The sequence below is a fragment of the Oceanisphaera psychrotolerans genome, from assembly GCF_001870485.1.
In the GTDB taxonomy this organism is placed as follows: Bacteria; Pseudomonadota; Gammaproteobacteria; order Enterobacterales; family Aeromonadaceae; genus Oceanimonas; species Oceanimonas psychrotolerans.
Genome location: NZ_MDKE01000006.1, coordinates 1 through 14,757, shown reverse-complemented (window position 1 = coordinate 14,757; position 14,757 = coordinate 1). Strand labels below are relative to the sequence as shown.

The 14,757-nt window shown below is 59.8% G+C and carries 15 protein-coding genes; 7 read left to right on the top strand and 8 right to left on the bottom strand.

Translation table 11 applies throughout. The features are described 5' to 3' along the window. Nucleotides 1-97: 97 nt before the first annotated feature. Complete coding sequence (gene znuB, locus BFR47_RS02415) at nt 98-886, bottom strand: zinc ABC transporter permease subunit ZnuB (protein ID WP_071471592.1); 789 nt, start codon at nt 884-886, stop codon at nt 98-100. Further along, nucleotides 876-1,613: a zinc ABC transporter ATP-binding protein ZnuC gene (znuC, locus tag BFR47_RS02410; protein WP_071471591.1), complete on the bottom strand. Its 738-nt coding sequence runs from the start codon at nt 1,611-1,613 to the stop codon at nt 876-878. Before znuC ends, znuB begins: the two co-directional genes overlap by 11 nt. An 86-nt stretch (nt 1,614-1,699) precedes the next feature. Between znuC and znuA the strand changes: the two genes are divergently transcribed. Together znuA and mepM are read left to right on the top strand one after the other, a co-directional pair. Beyond that, entirely contained in the window at nt 1,700-2,683 is a 984-nt protein-coding gene (znuA, locus tag BFR47_RS02405; protein WP_071471590.1) for a zinc ABC transporter substrate-binding protein ZnuA, read from the top strand. Nucleotides 2,684-2,873: 190 nt separating this feature from the next. After that, a complete protein-coding gene (mepM, locus tag BFR47_RS02400; protein ID WP_071471589.1) occupies nt 2,874-4,223 on the top strand; it encodes a murein DD-endopeptidase MepM in 1,350 nt (449 codons plus the stop codon). A gap of 70 nt (nt 4,224-4,293) precedes the next feature. Here mepM and hemE read toward each other — a convergent pair whose 3' ends face one another. Then, nucleotides 4,294-5,361, bottom strand: coding sequence for a uroporphyrinogen decarboxylase (gene hemE, locus BFR47_RS02395; RefSeq protein ID WP_071471588.1), 1,068 nt, complete (start codon nt 5,359-5,361; stop codon nt 4,294-4,296). Nucleotides 5,362-5,573: 212 nt separating this feature from the next. Here hemE and BFR47_RS02390 point away from each other — a divergent pair, with 212 nt between their 5' ends. Together BFR47_RS02390 and BFR47_RS02385 are read left to right on the top strand one after the other, a co-directional pair. After that, nucleotides 5,574-6,047 carry an Rsd/AlgQ family anti-sigma factor gene (locus BFR47_RS02390; protein ID WP_071471587.1) on the top strand — a complete coding sequence of 158 codons (474 nt, stop codon included), beginning with the start codon at nt 5,574-5,576 and terminating at the stop codon, nt 6,045-6,047. A gap of 13 nt (nt 6,048-6,060) precedes the next feature. Continuing rightward, a complete protein-coding gene (locus BFR47_RS02385; protein WP_071471586.1) occupies nt 6,061-6,426 on the top strand; it encodes a PilZ domain-containing protein in 366 nt (121 codons plus the stop codon). Nucleotides 6,427-6,438: 12 nt separating this feature from the next. On the opposite strand, the gene radA is transcribed toward BFR47_RS02385, so the two are convergent. Then, nucleotides 6,439-7,806, bottom strand: coding sequence for a DNA repair protein RadA (gene radA / locus BFR47_RS02380; protein WP_071471585.1), 1,368 nt, complete (start codon nt 7,804-7,806; stop codon nt 6,439-6,441). A gap of 71 nt (nt 7,807-7,877) precedes the next feature. Between radA and BFR47_RS18465 the strand changes: the two genes are divergently transcribed. Both BFR47_RS18465 and BFR47_RS02375 read left to right on the top strand, forming a co-directional pair. Then, nucleotides 7,878-8,300 (top strand): hypothetical protein, encoded by a 423-nt coding sequence (locus BFR47_RS18465; protein WP_245748768.1) that lies wholly within the window; start codon nt 7,878-7,880, stop codon nt 8,298-8,300. Beyond that, nucleotides 8,297-10,153: a PilZ domain-containing protein gene (locus BFR47_RS02375; protein WP_245748767.1), complete on the top strand. Its 1,857-nt coding sequence runs from the start codon at nt 8,297-8,299 to the stop codon at nt 10,151-10,153. Before BFR47_RS18465 ends, BFR47_RS02375 begins: the two co-directional genes overlap by 4 nt. Here BFR47_RS02375 and serB read toward each other — a convergent pair. Beyond that, entirely contained in the window at nt 10,104-11,081 is a 978-nt protein-coding gene (gene serB, locus BFR47_RS02370; protein WP_071471665.1) for a phosphoserine phosphatase SerB, read from the bottom strand. The two genes, BFR47_RS02375 and serB, sit on opposite strands and share 50 nt — an antisense overlap. Nucleotides 11,082-11,168: 87 nt before the next feature. Here serB and BFR47_RS02365 point away from each other — a divergent pair, with 87 nt between their 5' ends. Beyond that, the gene (locus tag BFR47_RS02365; RefSeq protein ID WP_071471584.1) at nt 11,169-11,729 is read left to right on the top strand and encodes a hypothetical protein; all 561 of its coding nucleotides are present in this window, start codon (nt 11,169-11,171) and stop codon (nt 11,727-11,729) included. On the opposite strand, the gene deoD is transcribed toward BFR47_RS02365, so the two are convergent. The 3 genes from deoD to deoC all read right to left on the bottom strand — a co-directional run bounded on the left by deoD (nt 11,721) and on the right by deoC (nt 14,649). Then, on the bottom strand, nt 11,721-12,440 hold the full coding sequence (deoD, locus tag BFR47_RS02360) for a purine-nucleoside phosphorylase (RefSeq protein WP_071471583.1): 720 nt from the start codon (nt 12,438-12,440) through the stop codon (nt 11,721-11,723). The two genes, BFR47_RS02365 and deoD, sit on opposite strands and share 9 nt — an antisense overlap. Nucleotides 12,441-12,548: 108 nt before the next feature. After that, nucleotides 12,549-13,772 carry a phosphopentomutase gene (locus BFR47_RS02355; RefSeq protein ID WP_071471582.1) on the bottom strand — a complete coding sequence of 408 codons (1,224 nt, stop codon included), beginning with the start codon at nt 13,770-13,772 and terminating at the stop codon, nt 12,549-12,551. A 97-nt stretch (nt 13,773-13,869) separates the two neighbouring features. Then, the gene (gene deoC, locus BFR47_RS02350) at nt 13,870-14,649 is read right to left on the bottom strand and encodes a deoxyribose-phosphate aldolase (RefSeq protein ID WP_071471664.1); all 780 of its coding nucleotides are present in this window, start codon (nt 14,647-14,649) and stop codon (nt 13,870-13,872) included. Nucleotides 14,650-14,757 lie beyond the last annotated feature (108 nt).

Here is a 14,757-nt window from a genome sequence, read left to right as displayed (position 1 = left end):
TAAAGTGGCGCCTACAAAACCACACCCTGTCCTTGTAGACGCCGCTTTAGCCGGCGGGCTCTGCGCAGCAGAGCGATAACCATATACAGCTGTGCTCTCAGCCCCGTTTCGGTACCAGTTGCGATAGCAGGAACAAGGTGGCGGCCACCACCACCACCGAGGGGCCGGCGGGGGTATCGTGACTGAATGACAACTGTAATCCTCCGATCACTGCCAGCATCCCCAGGCCACTGGCATACAATGCCATCTGCTCCGGCGTGCGACTGAAACGACGGGCGGTGGCGGCGGGAATGATCAGCAGGGAGGTGATGATCAGTGCCCCCACAAATTTCATCGCCACCGCGATCAACACGCTTATCATCAGCAGTAACAATAATTTAAGCGGCTCGACTCGTATCCCCTCCACCCGCGCCAGCTCCTCGCTGACGGTAATGGACAGCAACTGGCTCCAGAAACGGCGCAGGATCAATAGCAGCACCAGGCCACCACCGTAGATCCAGTACAGATCCGTCAACTGGATCGCCAGCAGGTCTCCGAACAGATAGGCCATCAGATCGACCCGTACATTATCCATAAAGGCCAGTGCCACCAGTCCGAGTGAGAGGGCGGTGTGGGCCAGAATGCCGAGCAGGGTATCGGTGGCCAACCAGCTGGCCCGCTGCAACGCCGCCAGCAAGATGCCCAGACACAGACAAGACACCAGCACCGCCAGGGTCAGATCTATGTGCAGCAACAGGCCCAGGGCCACCCCCAGCAGAGAAGAATGGGCCAGGGTATCGCCGAAATAGGCCATCCGTCGCCAGACCACAAAACTGCCGAGCGGACCCGCCAGCAGGGCGATGCCCAACCCGGCCAACAGGGCATACAGCAGAAAACTATCCCACATGGCTTACGTCTCCGTGGTGGTCTTCGTCACAATCATGATGGTGGGTGTACACCGCCAGCTGGGCCAGCTCCGGCCGACCAAACAAACGGGCAAACTCGGGATGACGCGCCACCTGTTCCGGCTCGCCATGACAACAGATATGCTGGTTCAGACAAATGACTCTGTGGGTACTCGCCATCACCAGGTGCAGGTCGTGAGACACCATCAGCACGCCGCACTGCAACTCGTCGCTAAGCTGCTTGATCAGGGTATAAAGCTCGGTCTGTCCATGCACGTCCACCCCCTGGGCGGGCTCGTCCAGGATCAGTAATTCCGGCTCCATCATCAGCGCTCGCGCCAGCAGGATACGCTGCATTTCACCGCCGGATAACGCCTGCATGGCCCGCTCGGCCAATCGCTCGGCCCCTACCCTGGCCAGCGCCTGAGCCACCGTCAACCGACGACCATGCGACAGGCTCATGAAACGGGCCACGGTCAATGGCAGTACCGGGTCGAGGTGCAATTTTTGCGGCACATAGCCGATGCGCAGCCCCGGCTTGCGCCACAACCGGCCGGTATTGCCTTCGTTCAGGCGCAGCACCAGTTTCATCAGCGAGCTCTTGCCGGCGCCGTTAGGTCCGACAATGGTCAGTATTTCGCCACGGTTCAGGGTCAGTGAAATTCGTTCGAGAATGACATTACCCTCGATTTCCAGCCCGACGTCGGTCAGTTCAACCAGCTTGGTCATTCGCTTAACGCCTTTACATCTCAATTTGTAATATTATAACATTGCCTGCTTGCCGAACTCTATCACCAATCCGGACGAAACCCATCATGAGAGCCCTGTTTTTACTGGCATCGCCCCTGTTGCTGACGCTGTCCCTGCTGCAGAGCGGCCAGGCCCGCGCCATGGAAGTGCTGACCACCATCAAGCCACTGCAACTGATTGCCAGTGCCATCACCGAGGGCGGTCCCGCCCCCGAGCTGCTGTTGCCTCCGGGCAGTTCCCCCCATGATTACGCCCTGCGCCCATCCGATGTGCGCAGGATCAAGCAGGCGGATCTGGTGGTCTGGATCGGTCCCGAACTGGAAGGCTTTCTGACTCCGCTGCTCGCCAGCCAGCCCAACAGCCTGCCATTGATGGCGCAGATCGACATCGATGATCATGCAGACCATGCAGACCATGCAGACCATGCAGACCATGCAGACCATGCAGACCATGCAGACCATGCAGACCATGATAGCGATAAAATCACGGCCGGAAACCATGACGACGAACACGATCATCATCATGGCGAGCTGGACACTCATATCTGGCTCGATCCCCATCACGCAGAAAAAATGGCGACCCTGCTGGCCGAGCGTCTGAGCCAGCTTGATCCGGCCAATGGCGAGCGATACCGGAAAAACCTGGCCGCCTTCCGGGCCGGGCTGGAAGAAACCGACCGTCAGGTGGCCGCCCGACTGGCCCCGGCCGCCGGCATCGGTTACTTCGTGTTCCACGACGCCTATGGATACTGGGAAGACCATTACCGGTTGCCGTCACTCGGGTATTTTACCGTGAACCCGGAACGCTCCCCCGGTGCCAGAACCCTGACCAATATTCACCAGGCGCTGAAGCAGTCTAGGGCACAGTGTGTCTTTGCCGAACCCCAGTTCCGGCCGGCGGTAATTGAAGCGGTGGTACGCAATACCGGCGCCCGCACCGGCGTACTGGACCCCCTTGGGGCCGCTATCGAGCCCGGTCCCCAGGGCTACTTTGATTTTATGCAGCAGCTGGCCAACGCCATGGCCGCATGCTTGCTGAATGAACCCTAAAAAATGGAATAAAAGTCCGGTATAGTATGGAACTTAATTACTGCACCATGCACTAACCACGGTGGTCTCGCTCGAATGGACCATTTGGTGATAAATATTAACCGTTTTATTATCTTTGGCTCTATGTTTAGATGGATAAAACGGTTTTTTGCATTCATTTTTCAGCAACTAACAGGCACAGGTAATCCGGATGAATCCTCTCCGCCCGATACAATCCAGACTGCAAGGCATACCGGTATCATTACCCAAACGGCATCTGTACGGTATCGTCTTTCTCAGCGGCCTGACCCTGCTCACCACCGTGATGCTGCCTTCCCCTCACAACATGAGCGAACAACCGGTCAGGATCAGCATCCCGGCCAGCCTGAACCTGCCGCAGAAAGCCGCCAAAGAGCAGGTCGACAACACCGAATTCTATACCCTGCCCAGCGATGATATCGGCCCGATTGAACCGGTCGATGCCCTGGATGAAATCGCCTCCACCGAACCCGAATGGCAGGAATACGTGGTACAAAATGGCGATACCCTGAGTACCATTTTCAATGGCCTGGGACTGCCCCTGGCCACCATGTACAAATTGCTGGACGCCGACAAGGGTAAAGCTCTCGACGGCATCAAGCCCGGTCAGACCCTGTCGCTGCTGCTCGATGAAGACAATTTGCTGCAGGAGTTCAAGATCAAGCGGGATCTGCTGCATACCCGTATCTTTACCCGCGATGGCGATGGCTACCAGAGCCGGCTCAGAACCGAAGAAAGCAACTGGGAAAGCCGGGCCCTGAGCGGTGTGATCAACGGCAGCTTTTATATCAGTGCCCGAAATGCCGGCCTGTCTGCCAGTCAGATCCAGCGGGTCGCCAACCTGTTCCAGTGGCAGCTCAACTTCGCCAAGGATCTGCGCCAGGGCGACAGCTTCAAGGTGCTGGTACAGCGTGAATACGTGGAGGGTCAGAGCACCGGAAAATCCGAACTGCAGGCGGTGGAACTCACCAACAAGGGCCGTACCTATTACGCCTTTCGCCACGAAGATGGCAAGTTTTACGATGACAAGGGCGAAAGCCTGGAACGGGGCTTCATTCGTATTCCGCTGGAACGTCATGCCCGGCTCAGCTCCAACTTCAACCTGAGCCGCAAACACCCCATTACCGGACGGGTCCAACCCCACAAGGGCACCGACTTTGCAGTACCGACAGGCACACCGGTGCTGGCGCCGGGCGATGGTGTCGTCGTCAAGGCCGTGCGCCATCGTCTGGCCGGCAACTATCTGGTTATCCGTCATGGTCGCCAGTACACCACGCGCTTCCTGCACCTCAGCAAGTTTCTGGTCAAACAGGGTGACACCGTGCGCCGAGGCCAGCGTATTGCTCTATCCGGCAACACCGGTCGTTCCACCGGTCCGCACCTGCATTACGAATTCCACGTCAACAACAGAGCCGTGGACGCCATGCAGGTCAAGTTGCCGATGGCCGATGGCCTGGCCGGTACCGAGAAGAAAACCTTCCTCGCGACCGTGGAGAAATACAAGCGGGAATTTGCCGGCTGACCGGCAGCATCATCCCATGAAAAAAGCGCCTTCAAGGCGCTTTTTTATTACCGGATGCTCCATCGAGCTCTTACTTGGCGTGATACGGCCGGGACAGGCGGTGTACCGACTCGATAAAGGCGCCGGCATGCTCCGGATCCACATCCAGATGAATGCCATGACCCAGGTTGAAGACATGGCCGGGGCCTTCACCAAAGCCTTCCAGAATGGTCGCCACTTCCTGTTCGATGCGGGGAATGGGTGCATAGAGCATGGAAGGATCCATGTTGCCCTGCAGTGCCACCTTGTCGCCGATGCGGCGCTTGGCATCGGCAATATTGATGGTCCAGTCCAGGCCCACCGCATCACAGCCGGTAGCGGCAATCGCTTCCAGCCACTGGCCACCGTTTTTGGTAAACAGGGTCACCGGTACCCGGCGACCTTCGTTTTCGCGGGTCAGACCATCGACTATCTTGGCCATGTACTGCAGCGAGAAGTCATTGTAGTCACGCGGGGTCAACACGCCACCCCAGGTATCGAAGATCATCAGTGACTGGGCACCGGCCGCCACCTGGGCGTTGAGGTAGCTGGTCACGCTGTCGGCCAGCTTGTCGAGCAGCAGATGCAGGGCCTGAGGATCCGCATACATCATTTTCTTGATTTTGGTGAAGGCCTTGGAGCTGCCGCCTTCCACCATATAGGTGGCCAGGGTCCAGGGGCTGCCGGAGAAGCCGATCAGCGGCACTTCGCCCTGCAGTTCACGGCGGATGGTACGCACCGCATTCATCACGTAACCCAGCTCGCCTTCCGGATCCGGAATACCGATTTTCTGCACATCGGCCATGGAAGCTATCGGCCGCTCGAACTTGGGGCCTTCTCCGGTCTCGAAGTACAGTCCCAGCCCCATGGCATCGGGAATGGTCAGAATATCGGAAAACAGGATAGCCGCATCGAGTGGGAACCGGCGCAACGGTTGCAGCGTTACCTCGCAGGCCAGTTCGGCATTCTTGCACAGCGACATAAAGTCACCGGCCTGAGCCCGGGTCGCCTTGTATTCGGGCAGATAGCGGCCCGCCTGGCGCATCATCCATACCGGGGTATAGTCCGTCGGCTGGCGTGAAAGGGCGCGTAAGTAACTGTCATTCTTAAGTGGTTTCATCCCGTCGTTCCAGATCAGGTGGCAAATTGTCCGCATTGTAACATCAGATACCACAATCGGAAAAACTGCGTGAGCACCACCGCAACGGATGAGGGGACCACAAGGATAATAGCGACCCGGCGCCCAAGTTGCTGGTACACCTATTGACCTGTGCCGCGCTTTTCTTTAATGATGAGGGTAGCCACCTGCTCAGGTAGCCCAAGGAGGGAATCATGCTCAGGAAAATGGAACAAACCAAGGCTCAGCTGGCCGGCAAGCACCAGGCGCTGGATACCTTTATCAATGCCCGCCAGAACCTGCTGGTCGAATATATCCGCCTGTCCACCGACAAGAAGACACTGCCGACCGAAGAAGAGCTGGTGGAGTTTTGTGGCCAGCTGGTCGACTATGTCTGCACCGGTCACTTTGAAATCTACGATTATGTGGTGGCCGCCTATGAAGCGGCCCGGGGTAATGCTCGCGTGCTGGCCGAACGCATCTATCCGCTCATCAAGAAAAATACCGATGAGGCGCTGAACTTTCATGACAAATATACCCAGGCCAGTGAAGACACCCTGATGGAACTGGATGGCGATCTCAGCCAACTCGGTGAAATACTCGAAGAACGGTTTGAGCTTGAAGATCGGCTGGTATCGGCCATTTCACTGGTGGATCATCTGGATACCGGCAAAGCCGAACCGGCCTGAACAGGAGCACCCCATGGCTGAACGCCGACTGTTTGCACGCATCGGTTTCGAGGCGGGAGCCTGGTTGATCGACGCCAGCGGCCATCATTATCCGACCCGGGTGCATGACCTCTCCCTGCACGGCGCCCTGACCACGGTGAATGACAACTGGCCAGGGCAGGACGGCGACGAATACGAGCTGCAACTGTCACTGGACGGTCACGGCCAGCGTATCATCATGAAGGCCCGCCAGCGCTATCACCGGGACGGCTACATAGGGCTGGAATGCCTGCAGCTGGATATCGACAGCGCGGGGCATCTGCGCCGGCTGATTGAGCTCAACCTGGCCGACGAGTCGCTGCTTCAGCGCCAGCTGGCGCAATTGGTGACCGAAGACTAGCCGCTCACCGGATTACAGCGCTTCAAGCGCCTCGTCCAGTTTCTTGACGGCGATCACCTCCATGCCTGCGGGCGCCTGCTTGGGCCGGTTGGCCCAGGGCACTATGGCTCGGGTAAAACCATGTTTGGCCGCTTCCATCAGCCGCTCCTGACCCGACGGCACCGGGCGAATTTCTCCCGACAGCCCCACTTCCCCGAATACCACCAGCTCCTGAGGCAAGGCCTTGTCGCGAAAGCTCGACACCAGCGACAGCAACAGCGCCAGATCGGCGCTGGTATCTTCGACCCGCACCCCACCGACGACGTTGACGAACACATCCTGATCCGCCATCTGCAAGCCGCCGTGACGGTGCAACACCGCTAGCAGCATGGCCAGCCGGTTATGCTCCAGGCCGACGGTGACCCGCCGAGGGTTGGCCAGCTGGGAATAATCCACCAGCGCCTGCAACTCCACCAACAGGGGCCGGGTGCCTTCCCAGATCACCATCACCACGGATCCCGTGGTCTGCTCTTCACCCCGACTCAGAAAAATGGCCGAAGGGTTGCTGACTTCTTTCATGCCGGTTTCGGTCATGGCAAACACCCCCAGCTCATTCACCGCCCCGAAGCGGTTCTTGTGGCTGCGCAGCGTCCGAAAGCGGCTGTCGCTGGCACCGTCCAGCAGGATTGAACAGTCGATACAGTGTTCCAGCACCTTGGGGCCGGCCAGAGAGCCATCTTTGGTTACATGGCCCACCATCAGGATCACCACCCCCTGCTGCTTGGCAAAACGGGTCAGCTGGGCCGCCGCCTCTCGCACCTGGCTCACCGACCCCGGTGCCGACTGCACCTCCGCCACGTGCATCACCTGAATGGAGTCGATCACCATCACCGCCGGCCGTTCCTCCCGGGCGGTATGACAGATCTGCTCGACGCTGGTTTCCGACAGCATGCGCAGCTGATCCCGCGGCAACCCCAGGCGCTGGGCCCGCATCGCCACCTGCTGCAGGGATTCTTCACCGGTGACATAAAGCGTCTTCATTCGGCTGGCAAGGCCGCACATCACCTGCAGCAACAGGGTACTCTTGCCCGCGCCCGGATTACCGCCAATCAGAATCGCCGATCCGGCAACCATGCCGCCGCCCAGCACCCGATCCAGCTCTTTGAAGCCACTGTTGATACGGGGGATCTCGGTCAGCGAAATCTCATCCAAGGTTTGCACCTTGCTGTCCTGGGCACCGGCATAACCGGAAAAACGACTGTTGCGGCCGGCAGAGGCCGCCGGGGCCAGCCGGATTTCGCTGATGGTGTTCCACTCCTTGCACTCGGAACACTGTCCCTGCCAGCGGGGAAACTCGCCACCACATTCACCACAGACAAATGCCGTTTTGGACTTGGCCATGCATACTCACTCATTCATTAACGAGCTGTTATACTGGACCAAGTTTTTCACCCACTCAACCCCAGGCAAAGATGGATCTCAGCCCCTACAAGCCCCTGCTCGATAAACTGGTCTCCCTCAGCTACCACCACGATCTGGATGGACTACTGGATAACCTGTTGCCCACCGCCGACAGTCAGACTCGCTTCAAGCTACAGGCAGAGGTTCGTCGCCTCACCAGCCCCTGTCTACGCGTACTGGATCTGCGCAGCCTGTTTCCGGAGCAGTGTCAGCTGGTACGCCATCAGGGCCTGGATCACATGCTGCCGGAGCCTCTGGAGCGCCGTTTCAAGGTACTGCTTGAGGAATTCAACGGAGAATACACCCGCGGCCTGTACGAAGCACTGCTTGCCGAGCTGGCAGCCCTGCGCAAACAACCCGCCCAGTTCAATACTTCCCCCTGGCAGCAGCCGGCGCAGGCACCCGGCGCAAGGAAAACCGCCTGCGCTTCGTGACGCCGGTCCGGCTGCACCTGCAAGATGAGACATTGCAGGGCAACAGCCTGGACATTTCCGCAAACGGCCTGCTGGTGCAGATGCCCTACGCCCGGCGCCTGCCAGAGCAGATCATGGTGTCCTTCCCCGAACTCGGCCAGTTGCCCGGGTTCGGCTGTCTGTCCACACCCAGACGCTATCATCTGAACCAGAGTCCGGACGAGCCGGAGCGTCTCAAGATGCGGCGCATGGACGCAGACGACGACATGCAAGAGGCGCTGACCCGGTTTATCGAGCAAAAGCGCCCTCGGTACGGTCTGGATGCGGAAGATCTGTACAGCACGGCACGCTCTCACTGCTGGGGACGAGTCCTGCTGGACAACAGCCTCAGCCTGCCGCTGTTTTTTGATGGGCAGGGCGAATTGCAGAAAATCCTGAGCAACCGACACCACGGCAAAACCCTGACCACCTGGCAGCAAGACGCCCCCGGCGATCTGCTGACCACCCTGCTGCCTCCAGAACGGATATTACAGATGGGGCGCCAGCCCCTGCGCCCCCTGTTGCTGTATTACTTCCACTATCATGGCCAGAGCCAGCGGTTCCACTTTGTCGCCGACCAGCATGAACTGGAACGGCATCAGGCCTATTCCGTGTTTATTAACGAAGGGCTGCGGGCCGGTACCCTGCACAGCTATTATCTGAGCATTCGCCCGCTGGACTTTACCGATCAGGATACCGAAGCGCTGGATCAACAGAGTGTACGCCGCTTGCAGCAACTGAAATGGCAGCTCTGGCTGACGCCACTGCCGGCGTTAATCGCACCGGTCCCTGCCGAGGTCAAAATCCAGCAACTGGCTCCCTTTATCCGTCAGGCCCGGCCACGCAAGATCAGCGTGACCCCTCTGGCTCAGCAGGCGTCCAAACGACGGGAAGTCCGTTTCAAATATCAGAGTGTGGTGGAGCTGACCATCGCCGGGCAAGTTAAACCCGGACACACGGAAGACGTGTCCAACAGCGGCATAAAAATAATTCTGGACGAGCCGGTACGACTCGATCTTCCCTGTCTGGTTGACATCAACCTGACCGAGCTAAGTACACGCAGCCGCAAGTGGAAACTGAAAAACCTGCCCTACCGGGTCGTCAACCAGAGTGGTAACGGCAAGATCCTGCATCTGCGTATCGAGGGCAAGGAGGAGGCTCACCCGGGCTTTCAGTTCTTCTCCGCCCTGCTCGAACAGAATCAGGACAAACTGCGCGCCCGGCCGGACACCGCCCACGCCCCGGCCTGGCTGACCTGGCTTGCTCGCCAGGCCCTGCAACAGCTCTCGGCCCCCACCTTTATGCTGGGCCGCAACGAAGGGGGATTTTATGTACAGGGCGCCATCGCCAGCCCCTCGCAGGGCGAGCTGATGACGTTTTTATCCAACGACGACCAGCAGGCTCATTTCAGCCGGTTGGTATCGCGCCAGCAACTGCAGTCCATATTCTCCCAACTGCTGCGCCCGGACGGGAACAGCCACCAGTGTCTCGAAATCTGGACCGCCGTGGCGGCAGATAGCAGCGAAAAGCAGTGGCACCGAATGAACCCGGATGCCAGTCAGCGTGCTTTTTTGCTGGATCCCCGCCAGGCCAGGGAGCTTAGAGTCAGCCTGCTTATCGTCAATCGCCTGCAACTGCGGCAACTGGATTATTTCGTACCCGAATGGAACAAGCTGACTCAGACGTCTCTGCACAAGGCCCAGCAGCTGGAACGACAACTGGCGGAGTTGTCCGCCCTGGGCCAGGTCTTTGACATCACCGACATGGTCAGGTGGCGGCAGACACTCAACGCGCCTGCAGCAACCCCAGCACCCCTTCAAGGCTCAGCCGGTTAAGGCACACCGGCGCCTTTTCCTGTACCAGCGGCTTGGCGTGCAAGGCGACGCCCAGGCCGGCCTGAGCCAGCATCAACAGGTCATTGGCACCATCGCCAATGGCAACCGTCTGGCTGATGGGAATATCATATTGCTCGGCCAGCTCAACCAGGATCCGGGCCTTGGCTTCGGCATCCACGATATCGCCAAGCACTTCACCGGTCAGGCGCCCATCGCGAATTTCCAGGGTATTGGCAAAGGCTGCATCCAGACCCAGTGTTTGCTGCAGGTGACCGGTAAAGGGCGTGAAGCCACCAGAAGCCAGCGCCACCTTCCAGCCCATGGCTTTCAGCCCCTCGACCAGGGTAATCAGACCCGGCATCAGTGGCATACGAGCGATAACCTGCTCGATAATGGCGGCATCGGCACCGCTCAGCGCCTTGACCCGCCGGCGCAGGCTTTCGGAAAACGGCAAAGCCCCTTCCATCGCCGCCCGGGTAACGGCGGCCACTTCTTCTCCCACCCCGGCCAGGAGGGCGATTTCATCGATACACTCCATCTGGATAGCGGTGGAGTCCATGTCCATCAGCACCAGCCCCATGGTATCCGCCTGTGGCAGGGCGGGAACACACGCCAGATCCCAGCCATCGGCCACCGCTTGCAGACGCGCCTTGAGCGCCGGTGACCAGGCAGACAAGCGCAGGCTAAGCAGATCCCGCTCTGCAACCAGCTTCACCCCGGAGACTTCTACGATCACGCCTTCTTCGTCCAGTATCTTCAGGCTGTGGTGCAGCGCGGATTTTTCCAGCTGCTCTGCCAGCAGCACCAGATGCCCGCCGGACTCCGCCAGTTGTCCGGGCGTGAGCTGCCCCTGCTGCCAGAGATGAGTGCCGCCAGACAGCATCGGTGCCCAGTCGCGCACCTTCTCGGGTAAAACGTCCATTAACAGTGCCACTTGGAGTTCCTATCTTCACAAAAACCGGCGCTCAGGGTAGCGTATTGCTTTTTCGCCAGGCAAGAGACAATATTGGTCACTATGCGGAAAGTTCTCCCTGTTATATACAAAACCCTGCCAGGGTTACTGATCCTGCTGCTGGTGTCGTTCACCGGCTGGCAATGGCTGCAAGTGACCGAGCTGGGACAACGCTGGCGCCAGCTGCCCCAGCGCACCCTCGCCGGACCGCTCGCGGATTACGCCGAGCTGCAGGCGATTCGAGCCCTGCAGACAAAAGACAACGAGAGCCAGCGTCAGCTGGTGGATGAATTGCTCAGCGCCAGACTGGTGATGGCAGCCCAGCTCTATGATGGTAGCGGACAGCTACTGGCAGGCTCCGGCCTCATCAAGGAAGGGGAGTCGCCCTACATCCGGCCGCTGTATCAGGAAGACAGGCCGGTCGGCTTCCTGCGCCTGCAACTGGCCCCCTCGGACCTGACGGTAGCGCAACGCGGTATCTGGCAACAGCTGCTGCATCACCTGAGCTGGCTGCTGCCGCTCAGTGCTCTGCTGGGCATACTGGCAGGCCTGGGGCTAAAACGCCGGCGGCAAGGCCGGCAGCGGGTGGCGAACACCTCACCGCCGGCGAAGCATTCAGGCTGAGTCGCCCAGGAGCACCGACTCCAGCGCCACCTCCATCATGTCGTTGAAGCTGGTCTCGCGTTCATCGGAGCTCAATGCTTCGTGCCGCAGTATGTGGTCGGACACGGTACAGATGGTCAGCGCGCGGGCGCCGTATTCGGCGGCCACACCGTACAGCCCTGCCGCTTCCATCTCCACCCCCAGAATGCCGTAGTCTTTCATCAATTCGAACAGCTCGGGCTGGGGCGAATAGAACAGGTCGGCCGAGAAGATATTACCCACCCGGACCGGAACGCCACAGATCTTGGCCGCCGCCACCGCCCGGGTGACCAGCTCGAAGTCGGCCAGGGCCGCAAAGTCATGCTCCATGAAACGGATACGATTGACCCTGGAGTCGGTACTGGCACCCAGGCCAATCACCAGATCCCGGAGCGCCACATCATCGCGAACGGCACCACAGGAGCCGACCCGTATCAGGGTGTTGACGCCAAATTCGGTGATCAGCTCCTTGGCATAGATGGATACCGAGGGAATGCCCATGCCGTGGCCCATCACCGAAATGGCCCGGCCTTTGTAGGTACCGGTAAAGCCGAGCATGTTACGTACCTGATTCACCTGCCTGACGTTGGACAGGAAAGTATCGGCAATATAGCGGGCGCGCAGCGGGTCGCCCGGCATCAGTACGGTGTCGGCAAAGTCGCCGCGTTCGGCATTGATATGGGGAGTCGCCATGGGTTACGGGTTCCTTTGTTGGTAAAACGTGAACGCAGCGAGGCGATTAACCAGGCATCCGCTTGAAAGATAGGCTCGCTGCATGATGGTGCGCTGCTCCTGCAGTGCTCAGTCTTGCAAAAACGACGAGCCGTAATCCATGGGGCTGGTGCCGAAGTACCGTGCCAGACTCTGACCGACGTCGGCGAAGGTATCGCGCCCGCCGAGGGAGCCGGGTTCGAGCCCGCCACCAAGGCAGATCACCGGAATATGTTCACGGGTATGCTCGGTGCCCACCCAGGTGGGATCACAGCCATGATCCGCCGTCATGATCAGCAGATCGTCCGGTTGCAGCCTGGCCAGCAGCTCGGGCAAACGGCGGTCGAAGGCTTCCAGCTCGGCCGCATAGCCGGCGATGTTGCGGCGATGACCGAAGCTGGAGTCGAAATCGACGAAGTTGGTCATGATCAGGGTGCGGTCACCGGCCCGCTCGAGCTCGTTCAGGGTGGCATCGAACAGTGCATCCATGCCGGTGGCCTTGACCTTGCGGGTGATGCCGAAGTGGGCATAGATATCCGCTATCTTGCCGATCGACACCACCTCGCCATTTTTTTCTTCCACCAGCTTCTGCAGTACCGTCGGGGCCGGCGGCGCAATGCTGTAATCCCGTCGATTGCCGGTGCGGGCAAAGTCGGCGGCGCATTCGCCGGTAAACGGCCGGGCGATGACCCGACCGATGTTGTAAGGCATCAGCAACTCGCGGGCGAGTTCGCACAATTCATAGAGCCGTTCCAGGCCAAAGTGGTCTTCATGACAGGCAATCTGAAATACCGAGTCGGCCGAGGTGTAGCAGATAGGCTTGCCGCTCCTGATATGCTCTTCACCCAGCTGCTCGAGGATGGTGGTACCCGAGGCATGGCTGTTGCCCAGAATGCCGGGCAGACGAGCCCGCTCGATCAGCTCGTCGAGCAGTGACGGGGGAAAACTGTTGTCGATATCGAGAAAATACCCCCAGTCGAACAGCACCGGCACCCCGGCGAGTTCCCAGTGGCCGGAAGGGGTATCCTTGCCGGAAGACAGCTCCTGGGCGTAGCCGTAGCTGCCGGTGACTTCGGTGGGCAGGGTGACCCCCTCGGCCACCTGGCCGGTGCTGTCCCGGTGCGCGTGAAAAAGGCCAAGCCGGGCGAGATGGGGCAGACTGAGCGGCCCCTTTCGTCCCTTGTCCGCCTCGCCCCGGTTGCAGGCCGCGGCGATATGCCCCAGGGTGTCGGCCCCTTCGTCACCGAAGCGGGCGGCATCGGCCGAGGCGCCAATGCCAAAGGAGTCGAGTACCAGCACTATTGCACGTTTCATTCTGTCTCCAGGTGACTTGTCATCATCAATACCCGGCCATGAATGGTGACCGGCCCCATGGGTAGCCAGCTACCTGTCCGCCACCAAGGAGACCGTATCAGTAGCCGGTTTCTTGCGCCCTCGCATCACCCTCGCCCAGTGTCTGCAGCAGATTATCGAGCAGGCTGGAAGCGCCGAAGCGAAAATGGCGAGGGTTGATCCAGTCGGCCCCCATGACGTTGGCGGCCAGCCGCAGATATTGCTGCGCGTCTTCGGCGGTCCGTACGCCGCCGGCGGCCTTGAAGCCGACATCCTGGCCCGAGTCGCGTATCGCCTTAAGCATAACATCGGCGGACGCCAGAGTGGCATTAACCGGCACCTTGCCGGTGGAGGTTTTGATAAAATCGGCCCCGCCTTCGATGGCAAGCTCGGCGGCCCGCCGGATAACGCGAGGCTCCTGCAGCTCCCCGCTTTCGATAATCACCTTGAGTGTGGCCTCACCACAGGCGGCCCTGCAGGCGCGGACCATCATCAGCCCCACCTGTTCATTCCCCGCCAGCAGAGCCCGCCAGGGGAACACCAGATCCACCTCGTCGGCGCCGGCCGCCACCGCCGCGCGGGTTTCCCGCACGGCAAGTTCGATATCGTCATGACCGTGGGGAAAATTGGTGACGGTGGCAATGCCGACCCGCCCCGAGATCCCCCGTTCATTCAGGGCCTGACGCGCAACCTCGATAAAACGCGGATAGATGCAGACCGCGGCCGGAGTACCGAACGGCGTATCGGCCGCCCTGCACAGCGCGATGATGCCTGCTTCGGTGTCGTCGTCGTTGAGGCTGGTCAGATCCATCAGGCTCAGGGCCTGACAGGCGGCCGCCTGTAATGCCGTTTCAGTCATCATGACTCCCTGCTGTCGAATGGAAGCAACCTCCCACGACCGTGAAATGCCATGGATGATGAGATGGACACCTCTTGTGTAACCGGCGTCGCGATGCGCCATATTTGG

Bases quoted from the DNA above. Each gene is read 5' to 3' on its own strand.
- znuB (WP_071471592.1), bottom strand. From the start codon at position 886: ATGTGGGATAGTTTTCTGCTGTATGCCCTGTTGGCCGGGTTGGGCATC.
- znuC (WP_071471591.1), bottom strand. From the start codon at position 1,613: ATGACCAAGCTGGTTGAACTGACCGACGTCGGGCTGGAAATCGAGGGT.
- znuA (WP_071471590.1), top strand. From the start codon at position 1,700: ATGAGAGCCCTGTTTTTACTGGCATCGCCCCTGTTGCTGACGCTGTCC.
- mepM (WP_071471589.1), top strand. From the start codon at position 2,874: ATGAATCCTCTCCGCCCGATACAATCCAGACTGCAAGGCATACCGGTA.
- hemE (WP_071471588.1), bottom strand. From the start codon at position 5,361: ATGAAACCACTTAAGAATGACAGTTACTTACGCGCCCTTTCACGCCAG.
- BFR47_RS02390 (WP_071471587.1), top strand. From the start codon at position 5,574: ATGCTCAGGAAAATGGAACAAACCAAGGCTCAGCTGGCCGGCAAGCAC.
- BFR47_RS02385 (WP_071471586.1), top strand. From the start codon at position 6,061: ATGGCTGAACGCCGACTGTTTGCACGCATCGGTTTCGAGGCGGGAGCC.
- radA (WP_071471585.1), bottom strand. From the start codon at position 7,806: ATGGCCAAGTCCAAAACGGCATTTGTCTGTGGTGAATGTGGTGGCGAG.
- BFR47_RS18465 (WP_245748768.1), top strand. From the start codon at position 7,878: ATGGATCTCAGCCCCTACAAGCCCCTGCTCGATAAACTGGTCTCCCTC.
- BFR47_RS02365 (WP_071471584.1), top strand. From the start codon at position 11,169: ATGCGGAAAGTTCTCCCTGTTATATACAAAACCCTGCCAGGGTTACTG.
- deoD (WP_071471583.1), bottom strand. From the start codon at position 12,440: ATGGCGACTCCCCATATCAATGCCGAACGCGGCGACTTTGCCGACACC.
- BFR47_RS02355 (WP_071471582.1), bottom strand. From the start codon at position 13,772: ATGAAACGTGCAATAGTGCTGGTACTCGACTCCTTTGGCATTGGCGCC.
- deoC (WP_071471664.1), bottom strand. From the start codon at position 14,649: ATGACTGAAACGGCATTACAGGCGGCCGCCTGTCAGGCCCTGAGCCTG.